This is a genomic window from Nonomuraea longispora, from assembly GCF_004348345.1.
GTDB lineage: Bacteria > Actinomycetota > Actinomycetes > Streptosporangiales > Streptosporangiaceae > Nonomuraea > Nonomuraea longispora.
In genome coordinates, this window is the sequence record NZ_SMJZ01000008.1 from 1 (window position 1) to 14,413 (window position 14,413).

Sequence of the window (14,413 nt, forward strand, 5' to 3'; positions counted from 1 at the left end):
CGGCGGGCGGGCTGTTCAACACGACGATCAACGGCACCGGGTGGGTGGCGGTGACGACGCACGGGACGCCGGTGTTGCTGGACGCCGCGCAGATGCCGACGTACGCCGACGGCCAGTCGGCCGTGTGCTGGAGCACCAGTCTGCACGTGGGCGTGAACCGGACGATGAAGGCTGGCGCGCTGATCGGACGGGGGAGTGGCGAGGCCATGCAGCTGGCATTCCAGGGGCAGGGGTTCGTGCTGGTGCAGGCCAGCGAGGGCGCTCCCGTGGTGCAGGCCTCCTAGCCCGGCGGAGGGCCGGACGGCTACGGGTGGCGTCGCACGTCCGTGCCGGCCTACTTCCCTCGTGGTAGGGGAGAAACGCTCCGCCCGCCGGATGCTTCGTATACCCCTCACGGGCATGGTGGAGGAGGGGCTCCCAGCGGGAACGAACGCGAGGCGCTGGGGCGCCGGCTCGTCGACACGCTGATGGTCGAGGACGACGGTCACGCCATCGAGATCGTCGACGCTCAACGGCTGATCATGCAGGTGCTCGTGCACGAGCCGGCCACCTGGGTCCTCGGTCAGCGCCCGGCGACGGATGCCGCGGCTCCGCCGCGCTATGTCGTACGCGTCACGGTCCCGGCGTCGTGGCGCAAGGAGGTGTGCGAGCACATGGTGACCGCCATCACCGATGTCCTGGGCGGGACGGAGCGGGACGCCGGCCGCGATCCCGAAGCGTGCGCCGCGAACCCCACGCCGTGATCCTCGTCGGGGGCATCACCGAGGGCGGCATCGGGATCCTCGGGAGGGTCATGGACAGCGTGGATCTCACCGAGTTCGTCTCGCGCCCGTACCGTGACGTGGCGCCCGGTCGTGAGGTGCCCGCCCAGGAGTCCGGCAAGCTGATCGACCCGATCTGCGGCATGAGCGTGGATCTCGACGCGCCTCTTACCCTCGTCCACCAGGGCACCTTGTACGGCTTCTGCCACGGCCTGTGTCGGCGGGCCTTCGCGGAAGGGCATGATCTGTCGCTCGGCAGGCAGCACGCGTCCACCGACACCTGAAGAAGCGTGTCCCGCTACGGCGTGCGGTCATGACCCGGTGGGCCGGGAGCGACGTCCCCGGCCCCCAGGTGTCGTCAGCGGGGGAAGTGTTCGTTCCAGTTGGGGCCGATGGTGACCGCCGGACCGAACTTGTTGTCGCCCTTTCCGTTCCAGAGGGTGAGGATGCCCTCGGGGTTGATGGCCGCGAGGTCGGTGTGACCGTCGGCGTTGAGGTCGCCGGGAGCCATCAGCGTGGCGGCGAGATCCTCCCAGTTCGGCCCGACGGCGTCGGAGGGGGTGAACTTGGTGTTGCCCCTGCCGTTCCAGATGTGCAGGAAGCCGTCGGCCTTGCTGACGGCGGCGATGTCACCGGTGCCGTCGCCGTTGAAGTCGCCGCCGACCGGGCGGGTGAAGGCGCCCCAGCCGGAGCCGACGCGGACCGGTGCGTGGAAGTTGTTGTTGCCCTGGCCGTTCCAGATGTGCAGGACACCTTCGGTGTCGACGGCGGCGAGGTCGGCGTGGCCGTCGCGGTTGACGTCGCCGAGCGAGGCCAGGGTGGCGGCGAGGTCCTCCCAGCCGGGGCCGACGGCCTCTGCGGGGGTGAACTTGTTGTCGCCCTTGCCGTTCCAGATGTGGAGGGTGCCGTCGCGTACGGCGGCCAGGTCGCCGATGCCGTCGCTGTTGAAGTCGGCGGCGACGGGACGGCTGACGTCCGTCCATCCCGTGCCGACGGAGACCGCCGGGGTGAAGTTGTTGCTGCCCTTGCCGTTCCAGACGTGCAGGGTGCCCGTGCCTGTGGCGTGGATGTCGCCGATGCCGTCGGCGTTGAAGTCGCCGCCGAACTCGGCGGGGAAGTGCGGCGCCCAGCCGGGACCGATGGGATCGCCCGGGGTGAACTTGTTGTTGCCCCTGCCGTTCCACAGGTGCAGGACGCCGGCGCCGTCGACGGCGGCGAGGTCGGAGTGCCGGTCGCCGTTCACGTCGCCCAGGGACATGAGGGTGCGCGCGAACTGGCGGGTCCAGCCGGCGCCGACGCGGTCGGGGGCGGTGAAGTTGTTGCTGCCCTTGCCGTTCCAGATGTGCAGGACGCCGTCACGGTCGACGGCGGCGATGTCGCCGATGCCGTCGCCGTTGAAGTCGCCGCCGACGGGGCGGGAGAGGCTGTTCCAGCCCGCCCCCACGCGGTCGGCGGGGGCGAAGTTGTTGCTGCCCTTGCCGTTCCAGATGTGCAGCACGCCGTCGAGGTCTACCGCGCCGATGTCGGTACGGCCGTCCTTGTTCACGTCGCCGAGCGAGACCAGGGAACTGGCCAGGTGGGACCAGCCGGAGCCGACCTCTTCCGCGGGGGTGAACTTGTTGCCGCCCTTGCCGTTCCAGATGTGGAGGGTGCCGTCGCGTACGGCGGCCAGGTCGCCGATCCTGTCGCCGTTGAAGTCGCCGCCGATGGGCCGGCTGTACGTGTTCCAGTTGGCGCCGACCGCGTCGGCGGGGGTGAAGTTGTTGCTGCCCTTGCCGTTCCAGACGGTCAACGTTCCGGTACCGGTGGCGAAGATGTCGCTCACGCCGTCGCCGTTGAAGTCAGCCCCGTGCAGGTTCGGCCGTTCGGAAGCCGTCCAGAGCGCGTCGACGATCTTCTGGCCGTCGCTCGCCTGCGGCTGGTAGCGGTCGGGGTGCGCGGAGACCTGGACGGCCTGGCACACCTCGCCGACCGGCGCGGACTGCCACGAGTTGTTCGGGTAGAGCCTGACCATCTTGTCGAGGAAGGCGTTGGTCGCCCAGGTCGGGTTCAGTCGGTTCTTGGCGCTGCCCCACGAGCCACGCTGCTGGAACAGGCCCAGGCTGTCGTGGTCGACCATCTCGCTGACGTTCTCGATGTTCGTCTCGACGATCGTGGTGGTGATCGCGATCGCGGCCGCTCGTTTCGGCATGCCGCGGTCGCGGACCGCCTTCACCACCATGCGGGCGCACGAGACCTTGTACGCGGTCATGTGGCCGTCGAGCCTGCCGGTGAGTACGCCGTTCAACTGCGAGGCGATGGTGGCGTCGGAACCGGTCGTCCCGTCAGGGTCGCAGGGGGCCGTGTCCCACTGGACGGTGACGTCGTGGAGAGTGATGTCGCCGGTCGGCGGCTCGGTCGGCGGGTCCACGGCGTGCGCCGGCGCGGATAAGCAGGCGATGGTGAGCGCGGCCAGGGCCGCCGTGGCGGCGCCGCGGAGAGTTGACGAGGACATGGCGTGCTCCTGTCGATGGGCGGGGCGGGATCAGCGGGGGAAGTGTTCGTTCCAGTTGGGGCCGATCCGGACAGGCGGATCGAAGTTGTTGCCGCCACGGCCGTTGTAAACGTGGAGGACACCTTCGGGGTCGATCGCGGCGAGGTCGGTCTGGCCGTCGTTGTTCACGTCGCCGAGCGACATCAGCGCGTGGGCGAGATCCGTCCAGCCGGGGCCGACGGCCTCGGCGGGAGTGAACTTGTTGTGGCCTCTGCCGTTCCAGATCGACAGGGTTCCGTCCTTGACGGCGGCGATGTCGCCGATGCCGTCACGGTTGAAGTCGCCGCCGATCGGGCGGCTGAATCCGGTCCAGCCGGAGCCGACGCGGACCGGCGGGTGGAAGTTGTTGTTGCCCTGGCCGTTCCAGATGTGCAGGACACCTTCGGTGTCGACGGCGGCGAGGTCGGGATGGCCGTCGCCGTTGACGTCGCCGAGGGAGACGAGGGTGGCGGCGAGGTCCTCCCAGCCGGGGCCGACGGCCTCTGCGGGGGTGAACTTGTTGTCGCCCTTGCCGTTCCAGATGTGGAGGGTGCCGTCGCGTACGGCGGCCAGGTCGCCGATGCCGTCACGGTTGAAGTCCGCGGCGACGGGGCGGCTGACGTCCGCCCATCCCGTGCCGACGGGATCCGCGGGGGTGAAGTTGTTGCTGCCCTTGCCGTTCCAGACGTTCAGGGTGCCGGTTCCGGTGGCGAAGATGTCGCCGACGCCGTCGCTGTCGAAGTCGGCGCCGAACTCGGCGGGGAAGTGCGGTGTCCAGCCGGGGCCGGTGGGCTCTGCGGGGCCGAACTTGTTGTTGCCCTTGCCGTTCCAGATCGACAGGGTTCCGTCCTGGACGGCCGGCGAGGTCGGTGTGTCCGTCTCCGTTGACGTCCCCCAGCGACATCAGGGTGCTCGCCAGCGCGCGGTTCCAGCCGGAGCCGACCCTCACCGCGGGCGTGAAGTTGTTGCCGCCCTTGCCGTTCCAGATGTGCAGCACGCCGTCGGTGTCGACGGCGGCGATGTCGCCGATCTTGTCGGCGTTGAAGTCGCCGCCGACGGGACGGCCGTAACCGGTCCAGCCGGATCCGACGCGGTCGCGTGAGGTGAAGTTGTTGCCGCCCTTGCCGTTCCAGACGTACAGCACCCCGTCGGGGTCGACGGCGCCGATGTCGGTACGGCCGTCCTTGTTGACGTCGCCGAGGGACACCAGCGTCCTGGCCAGGTGGGACCAGCCGGAGCCGACCTCTTCGGCGGGGGTGAACTTGTTGCCGCCCTTGCCGTTCCAGATGTGGAGGGTGCCGTCGCGTATGGCGGCCAGGTCGCCTTTGCCGTCGCCGTTGAAGTCGCCGCCGATGGGCCGGCTGTACGTGTTCCAGTTCGCGCCGACCACGTCCGGCGGGGTGAAGTTGTTGCCGCCCTTGCCGTTCCAGATGGTCAGGCTGCCGGTTCCGGTGGCGAAGATGTCGCCGATGCCGTCACCGTTGAAGTCGGCCCCGAACAGGCTCGGCGGATCCGGCTCGTCCGAGCCTCCGCAGTTGTGGCTCTCCACGTTGCGCCAGGTGCGGCTGTTGGCCTGCCCGTAGGTGACGCCGTTGAAGGTCGGCCGGACCTTCTCGCCGCCGTCCCCCCATGAAGCGCGCCCGTCGCCGTTGGCGTCGTAGCCCAGCTCGAAGTGCAGGTGCGGATGGTTGTTGGACATGCTGCCGCTGGCGCCGACCTTGCCGATCACGGTCCCGCGCTTCACCTTGGTCCCGGCCGCGATGCCTTTGGACTTCAGGTGGATGTAGGTGGTGTGGTAGCGGCCGCCGTGGTCGATCTGTACGGACCAGCCGCTGCTGTCCAGCCACCGGGACTCGTTCACGGTTCCGGCCGCGGCGGCGACCAGGGTGGCGCCGTCGGTGCCGTGCTGATCCGGCTCCTTCACCATGTCGAGCGCGGGAGCGTGACCCCAGGTGTCGAGGCGCCACTTCTGCCCGCAGGGAAAGGGAAGTTGGAGATCGGGGGCCGCCGCCGCGGCCGGGGAGGACGTCGCTACCACGGTGCCCGCGATGATCGTCGCCATCGTGACCAGTCCGGCGAGAGCTCTGCCGGTGCCTGATAACCGCCGCATGGGTTTCCCTTCGCTCGGTCGCGGACGCCGTCGCCCGCTGCCGGGTGGGAAACCTACTTAGGCCCTCTATACCGCCGTTATATCGGATATTTCATACTATTTGTCAATTAGGTCTCATTTGTCGCTCTAAAGGCGCCGGGTGTGGACATATCCAATGGCGGCGCCGAGCAGGCACACGCCCCACGCCAGAAAAATCGGATATGTCCCAGCGAACGCCCAACTGCCGTCAAGAACGTCGGCGCCGCCCTCGGGCGCGCACGTACGGGTGATGCCGAAAGCGAGGCAACCCGTCATCATCGTCCCGTACTGGCCGACGAGCAGCCCGACGGCCACGGCCGGGACGACGGCGAGGCCGGTCGGTACGCGCCTGCCCCCGGCCCACGGCACCCATCCGGGCACGATCTGCCCCCACCGGCTGATCAGCCCGAGCGTGAGCAGGCCCCCCGCCACCGGCCCCGCGACGAGCAGCCCCCAGTACACCGGCGATCCGCTCAGGTCCGCGAGTCCGGCCGCCGAAGGTCCGGCCACGCCGAACGGCACGCCGAGCCCCCACAGCAGGTGCGGTACGGAGAACCCCAGCACGGGCACGCCGGCCGCCGCCCAGGTCGCCGCCCTGGCCCAGGGCGAAGGGCGTACGGTTCCGTCGGGCCGGGGTCCGCGGGGGCGGGTGCCGTAGCGCACGGTGGCCAGGGCGAGCAGCAGGCCGAGCACGGTGAGCAGGAGCTGCGGGCCGAGCGCCGGGTCGTCGAGCTTGCCGAACGCCAGCCGCATGACCAGGTTCCCCGGCGCCACCAGCGCCAGGGCGGCGGCCCCCGCGAAACCCGCGGTCAGCAGGGCCGGCTGGAGGTGTGGTCTCATGGCGGCCAGGCTACGGGGGCCGCGCGTCCGGAGCCTCCCCCTGCCGGGGGAGACGGCCGGGGGAGACGGGCCGGACGTGGCTTTCAGGCCCGTACGACCGCGAGCGGGCACGGCGAGTGGTGCAGCAGGGCCTGGCTGATCGAGCCGAGCAGCATGCCGGCGAGCTGGCCGTGCCCGCGTGAGCCGACGACGAGCAGGTCGGCGCCCTCGGCCGCCTCCTTCAGGACCTCGACGGGATGGCCGTGCACGAGCTCGGGCACCAGGTCGATGTCCGGGTGCCGTTCCTGGCGCTCGGCCAACTGGTCCTTCAGCTGTTGCAGGGTGTGCTGCTCGGTGTCGGGGTCGGCCGGTGGGAAGCCGCCGGGCCGCGGCCAGGCCCACGCCTGCACGACCCGCAGCCGCGCCTCGCGCAGCCCGGCCGCGGCGAGGGCGAAGTCGAGCGCCCGAAGGCTGGGTGGGGAGCCGTCGAAGCCGGCCACGATCTCGCCGCGCGACGGTGTCGCGGGCCGTTCGCCGACCACGACGACGTTCGTACGGGCGTGGGCGGCGACCCCGTGGGCGACGGAGCCGACGAGCAGCCCGCGTACGCCGCCGATGCCGTGGCTGCCGACGATCAGGAGTTCGGCCTGTTCCGCGGCCTTGATCAGCGCCGTGCGGGGGTCGCCGGGGAGCAGGGTGGTCTCGACGACGATGGCGGGGCGTTCGCGGAGCGCCCGGTCGCGTGCGGCGGTGAGCACCGAGTTCGCCTCGTCGCGCATCCACCGGGCGACCTCGGCGTAGCGGGCGGACAGTTCGTCGCACACCCACCGCGGCACCGCGTGCGCGACGGTCAGTCGCGCGCGGCGCAGCGCCGCCTCCCTGGCCGCCCAGCCGGCGGCCTCCAGCCCGGCGCGTGAGCCATCGACTCCCACAATGATCACGGCAGCTCCTCAGGAGGACGCGTAGCACTCCACCTCGGCGCGGCGGAACGAGATGCCGCCCTCCGTGGAGTCGCGTATGCACGCCCGCTCGGCCTGGCTGAGCTTGAGCGTGCCGCAGACGGACACGCCGCCGTACGTACGGCAGTCGAGCTTCGTGTCCTCGGCGCCGATGCGGTAGATCTCCTTGACCGTCGAGCGGCAACGCGCCTTGCCCGTGCCGGCGTAGCTGCACTGGGCGAGCAGGGTCTCGTACTGTTCCTGACTCACCTCGTGCTGGTCCGTACCGTCGCCGTGGGCGGCGGTGACGCCGAACGTGGCCAGTAGCACGAGTCCTGCGACAGCGGCGATCTTTTTCATAGTCCCCCTGATGGGGTTGGTACCGCTGGAGGCGGTCGTCAAACCTCGCGCCTGGTCGCCAGGACACTCAGCCACGTGCGTTCGGCGCGGTTCAGGCCGTGTTCGACGGTCTCGAATCCGGCCGCGCCGAGCAGGCGCAGGAGCGTGCCGGGGTCGCGGTGGGCGAACCAGCGGCGGCGGCCGGTGTCGCGCGGCAGCTCCTCCCATCCTTCGGTGTCGCCCGCCGAGGTGCTCAGCCCGAGCACGCCGCCCGGTCGCAGGGCCGTCCACCAGGCGTGCAGTGTGGCCTCGGTGTCGGCGGCGGGCACGTGCAGCAGGGCCGCGGCCGACCACAGGCCGGCGAGCGAGCCGGGGGCCACGGAGGGCCGGCGCAGGTCTCCCAGTACGGCGGGCACGCCGCGGGCGGCGGCGAGCCGCGCCATCGCGGCCGAGCGGTCGACGCCGACGACCCGCAGCCCGCGCTCGCGCAGCCAGGCGGCGTCCCTTCCTGGCCCGCATCCCAGGTCGGCGACCGTCGCGCCGGCGGGCACGGCCTCGGCGAAGCGCCGCCTGAAGGCCTGAAGGGCGTCGTCGGGGTGCTCGGTGCGGGCGGCGTAGTCGGAGGCGATGTGGTCGTAGGCGGCCGTGGTCGTTGACGTGGGATCTTCCATTTTGCGGATGATGTCATGTTTCGTCATGGCACAGGCGTGGGTACGATCACGGCCGTCCAACGCGGGAGCCCGGTGCAGACCGGGCTGAGAGGACGGCTGAGAGCCGCCGACCGCCAGAACCTGCCCCGGGTAATGCCGGCGAAGGGAGTTTGCGCGATGACCGACGCGCGCGTCCCCACCTTTACCAAGATCTACGAAGGCGACCTCCGCGTCCCCAAGCGCCAGGTGAACCTCACCGACGGGTCGTCGGTGACGCTCTACGACACCTCGGGCCCGTACACCGACCCGTACGTCGAGACCGACGTGCGGCGCGGGCTGGCGAGACCGCGCGAGCCGTGGATCGCCGAGCGCCGCGCGGCGGGCGCGCCCGTGACCCAGGTGGGCTGCGCCAGGCGGGGGATCGTCACCAAGGAGATGGAGTTCGTGGCGGTCCGGGAGGGAGTCACCCCCGAGTTCGTACGCCAGGAGGTCGCCGCGGGCAGAGCCATCATCCCCGCCAACGTCAACCACCCCGAGACCGAGCCGATGATCATCGGCCGCAACTTCCTCGTGAAGATCAACGCCAACATCGGCAACTCCGCCGTCACCTCCTCCATCGAGGAGGAGGTCGAGAAGATGACCTGGGCCACCAGGTGGGGCGCCGACACGATCATGGACCTGTCCACCGGGCCCGACATCCACGAGACCCGCGAGTGGATCATCCGCAACTCGCCCGTGCCGGTCGGGACCGTGCCCATCTACCAGGCGCTGGAGAAGGTCAGCGGCCGCCCCGAGGCGCTGTCGTGGGAGGTCTTCCGCGACACCCTGATCGAGCAGTGCGAGCAGGGCGTCGACTACGTGACCGTGCACGCGGGCGTGCGGCTGGCGTACGTGCCGCTCACCGCCCGCCGCAAGACCGGGATCGTCTCGCGCGGGGGTTCGATCATGGCGGCCTGGTGTCTGGCGCACCACCGCGAGAGCTTCCTGTACGACAACTTCGACGAGATGTGCGAGCTGCTGGCCCGCTACGACGTGTCGTTCTCCCTCGGCGACGGGCTGCGTCCCGGCTCGATCGCGGACGCCAACGACGAGGCCCAGTTCGCCGAGTTGCGCACGCTCGGCGAGCTGACCACGATCGCGCGGGCGCACGACGTCCAGGTGATGATCGAGGGCCCGGGGCACGTGCCCATGCACAAGATCAAGGAGAACGTCGACCTGCAGCGCGAGCTCTGCGACGACGCGCCGTTCTACACCCTCGGCCCGCTCGTCACCGACGTCGCCCCCGGCTACGACCACATCACCTCGGGCATCGGCGCCGCCATGATCGGCTGGTACGGCACCGCGATGCTCTGCTACGTCACCCCCAAGGAGCACCTCGGCCTGCCGAACAGGGACGACGTCAAGACCGGCGTGATCACGTACAAGATCGCCGCCCACGCGGCGGACCTCGCCAAGGGGCACCCCGGCGCGCAGGCGTGGGACGACGCGCTGTCGGACGCGCGCTTCGAGTTCCGCTGGGAGGACCAGTTCGACCTGTCGCTCGACCCCGACACGGCGCGCTCGTTCCACGACGAGACCCTGCCCGCCGCGCCGGCCAAGACCGCCCACTTCTGCTCCATGTGCGGGCCCAAGTTCTGCTCCATGCGCATCAGCCACGACGTACGGCGCTACGCCGACGAGCACGGGCTGGACACGCAGGAGGCGATCGAGGCCGGCATGGCGGAGAAGGCGGCCGAGTTCACCAGGCGCGGAGGCAGGGTCTACCTGCCGATGGCGGACTGACCCGGGATCAACCGGGGAGCGTCTCCCCGCCGATCGGGGCCAGCACCTCACCCGTGTAGTACGACGACATCCGGCCGGAGGCGAAGAACACGTACGAGGGGGCGATCTCGTCCGGGTCGGCGGGCCGGCCCATGGGCACGTTCCCGCCGAACGAGTCCACCTTCTCCTCCGGCATGGTCGCCGGGATCAGCGGCGTCCAGACCGGGCCGGGAGCCACGGCGTTGATCCGGATGCCGCGGTCGACCAGGTTCTGGGCCATGGAGTAGGTGAAGGCGTTGATGGCGCCCTTGGTGGCGGAGTAGTCGATGAGCGTCTTGTTGCCGCGCAGGCCGTTGATCGACGAGGTGTTGATGATCGCGCTGCCTTCACGCAGGTGGGGCAGCGCGGCCTTCATGACCCGGAAGTAGCTGTGGATGTTGACCGCGAACGTGTGCTCCCACTGCTCGTCGGTCAGCTCTTCCAGGCCGTCGACGGGCGCCTGGTAGGCCACGTTGTTCACCAGCACGTCGAGGCCGCCCAGCTCGGCCACGGTCTGCTCGACGACGGAGGCGCAGTGCTCCCGGTCCGCGAGGTCGCCGGGCAGGAGCACGCAGCGCCGCCCGGCCGCCTCGATCAGCTTGCCGGTGTGCGCGGCGTCCTCGTGCTCGCTGAGGTACGCGATCGCGACGTCGGCGCCCTCCTTGGCGAAGGCCACGGCGACCGCCCTGCCGATGCCCGAGTCGCCACCGGTGATCAACGCCTTCTTGCCGTGCAGCAGGTCACGGCCCACGTAGTCGCGCATCTCGTCGCGCGGCTCGGGGGCCATCTCTCCCGTACGGCCCGGGTACGGCTGGTTCTGGGCGGGTGGTGTTTGCGACATGCCCAGCGGCTGCCCCCGAAAGGGCAGGGTTAACGCCCTTACCGTACGAATCCCTCGTCCCGCAGCCAGTCGCGCGCCACCAGGGCGGGCACGTCGCCGTCCACGTCGACCTTGGCGTTGAGACCGCGCATCACGTCGTCGGTCAGCTTGGCGCTGATGGGCGCGAAGATCTTCGCGATCTCGGGGTGCGCGTCGGCCAGCTCGCGCCGCATCGTCACCGCGGCGTTGTAACTGGGGAAGAACTTCTTGTCGTCCTCCAGCAGCACCAGGTCGAGCGCCTGGACGCGGCCGTCGGTCGTGGTCACCATGCCGGCGGCGCACTGGCCGCTGGCGACGGAGTTGTAGAGCACCCCGACCGACACCCGGCGCACGTTGGCCCGCGGGACCTCCTTGCCGTAGGTCATGCCGTACGCCTTCAGCATGCCGAGGAAACCGTCGTCGCGGCCGAACGTCTCGTGGTCGACGCAGAACGTACGCTCGTTCACCGGGATCTTCATGAGGTCGGAGATCGTCTTCACGCCCCACTTCTGCGACGTGGCCCGCGTGACGCCCATGGCGTAGCTGTTGTTCAGCGGCGCGGGCGGCAGCCAGACGATGCCGTTCTCGCGCAGGTCGAGGTCGCGAACGGCGACGTACTGCGCCTGCGGGTCGGGCAGCGTCTTGGTCTGGCCGAGGTAGGTGATCCAGCCGGTGCCGGTGTACTCCCACATCAGGTCGGCGTCGCCGCGGGTCAGGGAGGCGCGGGCGTTCACGCTGCCCTGCACGTTCGTCTGGTCGGCCACGTCGGCGCCGGCGGCGGTGAGGGCCAGTACCGCGATCTTGCCGAGCACGAGCTGCTCGGTGAACTCCTTGGACGTCACCCGGATCGGTGTGCCCTCCAGCGACGGGATGGGCTGGATGTCGGCCGGCTCGACCGGCGGCACGAACGACGACGCCGGTCGCAGCCCGCACCCGGCCATCACCAGGACGAGCAGCAGGGCCAGGAACGCTCTCACGACAGCCCCTTCGGGGCGAGGACCCGCTGGGCCAGCCCGCCCACCCAGTCGATCATCAGGGCCAGCACCGCGATCAGCACGCATCCGGTGACCAGCACAAGGTTACGCTGCGTGCTCACACCCGTGGTGATCAGGTCGCCGAGCCCGCCCGCGCCGATGAAGGCGGCGATGCTGGCCGTGCCGACGCTCAGCACGAGCGTGGTCCGGATGCCCGACAGGATGACCGGCGCGGCCATCGGCAGCTCCACCTTGAACAGCACCCTGGCCGCCGACATGCCGATGCCCCGGCCGGCGTCGATCAGCCGCCAGTCGACCTGTTGCAGCCCGACCATGGTGTTGCGCAGCGTGGGCAGCAGGCTGTAGGCGAACAGGGCGGCGACCGACGTCCAGAAGCCGATCTGGAAGAGCACCGCCAACAGCACGACGAGGCCCACCGCCGGGGTGGCCTGGCCCACATTGACCAGCGTCAGCACGAACGGCGTCGCCCGGCGCAGGGTGCCCCTGGTGAGCAGGATGCCGAGCGGCAGCGCCACCACGAGCACCAGCACGGTCGAGTAGAAGACCAGCTGGATGTGCTCCCACGTGCGGCCGAAGATGTAGGGCAGGTTGAGCGAGCCGCGCTCGATGCCGTCGAGCGGCACCGACTGCGTATAGATGATCATGGCCGCGCCCACAGCCAGGTAGCAGAGGAGCGGCAGCACGATGTGCCAGGAGCGGCCGAGCCGCGGCTCCGGGTTGGTGGTCTCGTCGGGGACTGCCGTGGAGACGGTCATCGGCCGGCCCCGGTCTCGCCGCGGTGCAGGCGGCGCTCGCGCTCCCTGATCTTGATCGCCTGGATCGCGTTCTGCACGGTGCTCAGCGACAGCGCCCCCGCGTACGCCCGCCGCCTGCCCACCACGGGCACCACGTCGTTGTCGGCGTTGAGCAGCGCCTCCAGAGCGTCCTGCAGCGTCATCCGGTGGTGGAGGGTGCCGGTGATCGGGTCGCCGGCGGAGCCGACCGGGCCCGTGAGCCCTTGGAGATGCTCGGCGCCGACCCAGCGCAGCGGCCGCCGCATCCCGTCCGTGAGCAGGGCGTAGTCCAGGCCGTGTCGCTCGATCTCGGCGAGCACCTCGGCCGCGTCGGCGTCCTCCGAGGCGTACGGCACCTGGTCCACCTCGATGTCGCCCACCTTGGTCAGGCGCAGCAGCCGCATCGAGGAGCCGGCGCCGAGGAACTGCTCGACGTAGTCGTCGGCCGGGTTCGTGAGGATCTCGGCGGGGCTGGCGTACTGCACGATGTGGCCGGGCGCCTTCATGATGGCGATGTGGTCGCCGATCTTCAGCGCCTCGTCGATGTCGTGCGTGACGAAGACGATCGTCTTGGCCAGGTCGTCCTGGAGGCCGAGCAGCTCGTCCTGGAGGCGTTCGCGGCTGATGGGGTCGAGCGCGCCGAACGGTTCGTCCATGAGCAGCACGGGCGGGTCGGCGGCCAGCGCCCTGGCGACGCCGACGCGCTGCTGCTGGCCGCCGGAGAGCCGGCGCGGGAAGGTGTCGCGGTATTGACCGGGGTCGAGGCCGACCAGGGTGAGCAGCTCGTCGACGCGCTCGGCGATGCGGGCGCGGTCCCAGCCGAGCATCTTGGGCACCTGGGCGATGTTCGCGGCCACCGTCATGTGGGGGAACAGGCCGGCCTGCTGGATGACGTACCCGATGTTGCGTCTGAGCCGGTCGGGGTCGATGTCGTGGGAGCTGCGGCCGTCGATGACGATGTCGCCGGAGGTCGGCTCGATCAGGCGGTTGATCATGCGCATGGTGGTGGTCTTGCCGCACCCGGACGGCCCGACCAGCACGACGATCTCGCCCGCCGGGATGTTCAGGTCGAGCTCGCGTACGGCCGGCTCGCCGCTGCCCGGGAACACCTTGGTCACCTTGCGCAGCTCGATCGGCACGCCGGAGGTGCTCTGGTCAGCCACGGACACCTCCTGTGGTCAAGCGGCGGCTCAGCGGGCCTTCGGGCCTGGTCAGCTTGCCGAGCAGCACGAAGCAGCCGTCGAACAGCAGCGCCAGGACGGCCACCCCGATCGTGCCGGTCAGCGTGGAGTTGACCGCGTTGGCCCCGCCCAGCCGGGCCAACCCGGAGAAGATCTGCTCACCGAGCCCCGGCCCTGAGACGTACGCGGCCACCGCCCCGATGCCCATGGCCAGCTGTGTGGACACCCGGATGCCCGTGAGAATCACCGGCCAGGCCAGCGGCAGCTCGATCCTGGTCAGCGACCGTTGCCTGCTCATCCCGATGCCGCGCGCCGCGTCGACCACCAGCTGGTCGACGCCCTGCAGGCCGACGACGGTGTTGCGGATGATCGGCAGCAGCGCGTACAACACGATCGCGGTCACACTGGGCGCCACCCCGAGCCCGAGCGCCGGGATCAGCAGGCCGAGCATGGCCAGCGACGGCACGGTGAACAACACCCCGGAGGAGGCGGTGGCCAGCGACGCCAGCCGCGGCCGCCGGTAGGTGGCCACGCCGATGAGCACGCCGAGGAGGGCCGCCACCAGGACACACTGGGCGACCATGCTCGCGTGCTGCGCCGTCTCGAAGAGGATGAGGTCCCATCGGTCCTCGACGTACTCCCACAGGGTCATCGAGTA

At 70.4% G+C, this 14,413-nt stretch carries 16 protein-coding genes and 1 riboswitch; of the genes, 4 read left to right on the top strand and 12 right to left on the bottom strand.

The genetic code is table 11. From position 1 onward, the window contains the following. The 3 genes from E1267_RS03815 to E1267_RS03825 form a co-directional block, all read left to right on the top strand. Nucleotides 1–284: AIM24 family protein (locus E1267_RS03815; RefSeq protein ID WP_165959443.1), on the top strand; the 284-nt coding region annotated here is incomplete at its 5' end. A 183-nt stretch (nucleotides 285–467) separates the two neighbouring features. Continuing rightward, the gene (locus tag E1267_RS03820) at nucleotides 468–743 is read left to right on the top strand and encodes a hypothetical protein (protein WP_132329815.1); all 276 of its coding nucleotides are present in this window, start codon (nucleotides 468–470) and stop codon (nucleotides 741–743) included. Continuing rightward, nucleotides 719–1,045 carry a hypothetical protein gene (locus E1267_RS03825; protein WP_132329817.1) on the top strand — a complete coding sequence of 109 codons (327 nt, stop codon included), beginning with the start codon at nucleotides 719–721 and terminating at the stop codon, nucleotides 1,043–1,045. Before E1267_RS03820 ends, E1267_RS03825 begins: the two co-directional genes overlap by 25 nt. Nucleotides 1,046–1,119: 74 nt before the next feature. On the opposite strand, the gene E1267_RS03830 is transcribed toward E1267_RS03825, so the two are convergent. The 7 genes from E1267_RS03830 to E1267_RS03860 all read right to left on the bottom strand — a co-directional run bounded on the left by E1267_RS03830 (nucleotide 1,120) and on the right by E1267_RS03860 (nucleotide 8,168). Beyond that, nucleotides 1,120–3,255 (bottom strand): FG-GAP-like repeat-containing protein, encoded by a 2,136-nt coding sequence (locus E1267_RS03830; protein WP_132329819.1) that lies wholly within the window; start codon nucleotides 3,253–3,255, stop codon nucleotides 1,120–1,122. Between the two features lie 30 nt (nucleotides 3,256–3,285). Further along, nucleotides 3,286–3,966 (bottom strand): FG-GAP repeat domain-containing protein, encoded by a 681-nt coding sequence (locus tag E1267_RS47110; protein WP_342774769.1) that lies wholly within the window; start codon nucleotides 3,964–3,966, stop codon nucleotides 3,286–3,288. After that, the gene (locus E1267_RS03840; protein ID WP_132329821.1) at nucleotides 3,860–5,383 is read right to left on the bottom strand and encodes a VCBS repeat domain-containing M23 family metallopeptidase; all 1,524 of its coding nucleotides are present in this window, start codon (nucleotides 5,381–5,383) and stop codon (nucleotides 3,860–3,862) included. Before E1267_RS03840 ends, E1267_RS47110 begins: the two co-directional genes overlap by 107 nt. Nucleotides 5,384–5,509: 126 nt before the next feature. Next, nucleotides 5,510–6,241 carry a hypothetical protein gene (locus E1267_RS03845; protein WP_132329823.1) on the bottom strand — a complete coding sequence of 244 codons (732 nt, stop codon included), beginning with the start codon at nucleotides 6,239–6,241 and terminating at the stop codon, nucleotides 5,510–5,512. 83 nt (nucleotides 6,242–6,324) lie between these two features. Then, the gene (locus E1267_RS03850) at nucleotides 6,325–7,161 is read right to left on the bottom strand and encodes a universal stress protein (protein ID WP_132329824.1); all 837 of its coding nucleotides are present in this window, start codon (nucleotides 7,159–7,161) and stop codon (nucleotides 6,325–6,327) included. A 9-nt stretch (nucleotides 7,162–7,170) separates the two neighbouring features. Beyond that, on the bottom strand, nucleotides 7,171–7,518 hold the full coding sequence (locus E1267_RS03855; RefSeq protein ID WP_132329826.1) for a hypothetical protein: 348 nt from the start codon (nucleotides 7,516–7,518) through the stop codon (nucleotides 7,171–7,173). A gap of 38 nt (nucleotides 7,519–7,556) precedes the next feature. Next, nucleotides 7,557–8,168 carry a class I SAM-dependent methyltransferase gene (locus E1267_RS03860; RefSeq protein ID WP_165959445.1) on the bottom strand — a complete coding sequence of 204 codons (612 nt, stop codon included), beginning with the start codon at nucleotides 8,166–8,168 and terminating at the stop codon, nucleotides 7,557–7,559. Nucleotides 8,169–8,219: 51 nt separating this feature from the next. Continuing rightward, a riboswitch (TPP riboswitch) is annotated at nucleotides 8,220–8,332 on the top strand. On the opposite strand from E1267_RS03860, the gene thiC reads away from it, so the two are divergent. Next, on the top strand, nucleotides 8,325–9,929 hold the full coding sequence (gene thiC / locus E1267_RS03865) for a phosphomethylpyrimidine synthase ThiC (RefSeq protein WP_132329830.1): 1,605 nt from the start codon (nucleotides 8,325–8,327) through the stop codon (nucleotides 9,927–9,929). Its footprint overlaps the riboswitch before it by 8 nt. Nucleotides 9,930–9,936: 7 nt before the next feature. Here the strand turns inward: thiC and E1267_RS03870 are convergent, their stop codons facing one another. Genes E1267_RS03870 through E1267_RS03890 form a run of 5 tightly spaced genes read right to left on the bottom strand, consistent with a single transcriptional unit; the run spans nucleotide 9,937 to nucleotide 14,407 of the window. Further along, a complete protein-coding gene (locus tag E1267_RS03870) occupies nucleotides 9,937–10,788 on the bottom strand; it encodes an SDR family oxidoreductase (protein ID WP_132329832.1) in 852 nt (283 codons plus the stop codon). Between the two features lie 38 nt (nucleotides 10,789–10,826). Continuing rightward, on the bottom strand, nucleotides 10,827–11,783 hold the full coding sequence (locus E1267_RS03875) for a glycine betaine ABC transporter substrate-binding protein (protein WP_246063429.1): 957 nt from the start codon (nucleotides 11,781–11,783) through the stop codon (nucleotides 10,827–10,829). Further along, nucleotides 11,780–12,556, bottom strand: coding sequence for an ABC transporter permease (locus tag E1267_RS03880; protein WP_132329834.1), 777 nt, complete (start codon nucleotides 12,554–12,556; stop codon nucleotides 11,780–11,782). Before E1267_RS03880 ends, E1267_RS03875 begins: the two co-directional genes overlap by 4 nt. Next, nucleotides 12,553–13,737, bottom strand: a complete 1,185-nt coding sequence (locus E1267_RS03885; protein WP_281283584.1) for a betaine/proline/choline family ABC transporter ATP-binding protein — start codon at nucleotides 13,735–13,737, stop codon at nucleotides 12,553–12,555. The genes E1267_RS03880 and E1267_RS03885 overlap by 4 nt, the downstream gene beginning before the upstream one ends. After that, nucleotides 13,730–14,407 (bottom strand): ABC transporter permease, encoded by a 678-nt coding sequence (locus E1267_RS03890; protein ID WP_132329838.1) that lies wholly within the window; start codon nucleotides 14,405–14,407, stop codon nucleotides 13,730–13,732. The genes E1267_RS03885 and E1267_RS03890 overlap by 8 nt, the downstream gene beginning before the upstream one ends. Nucleotides 14,408–14,413 lie beyond the last annotated feature (6 nt).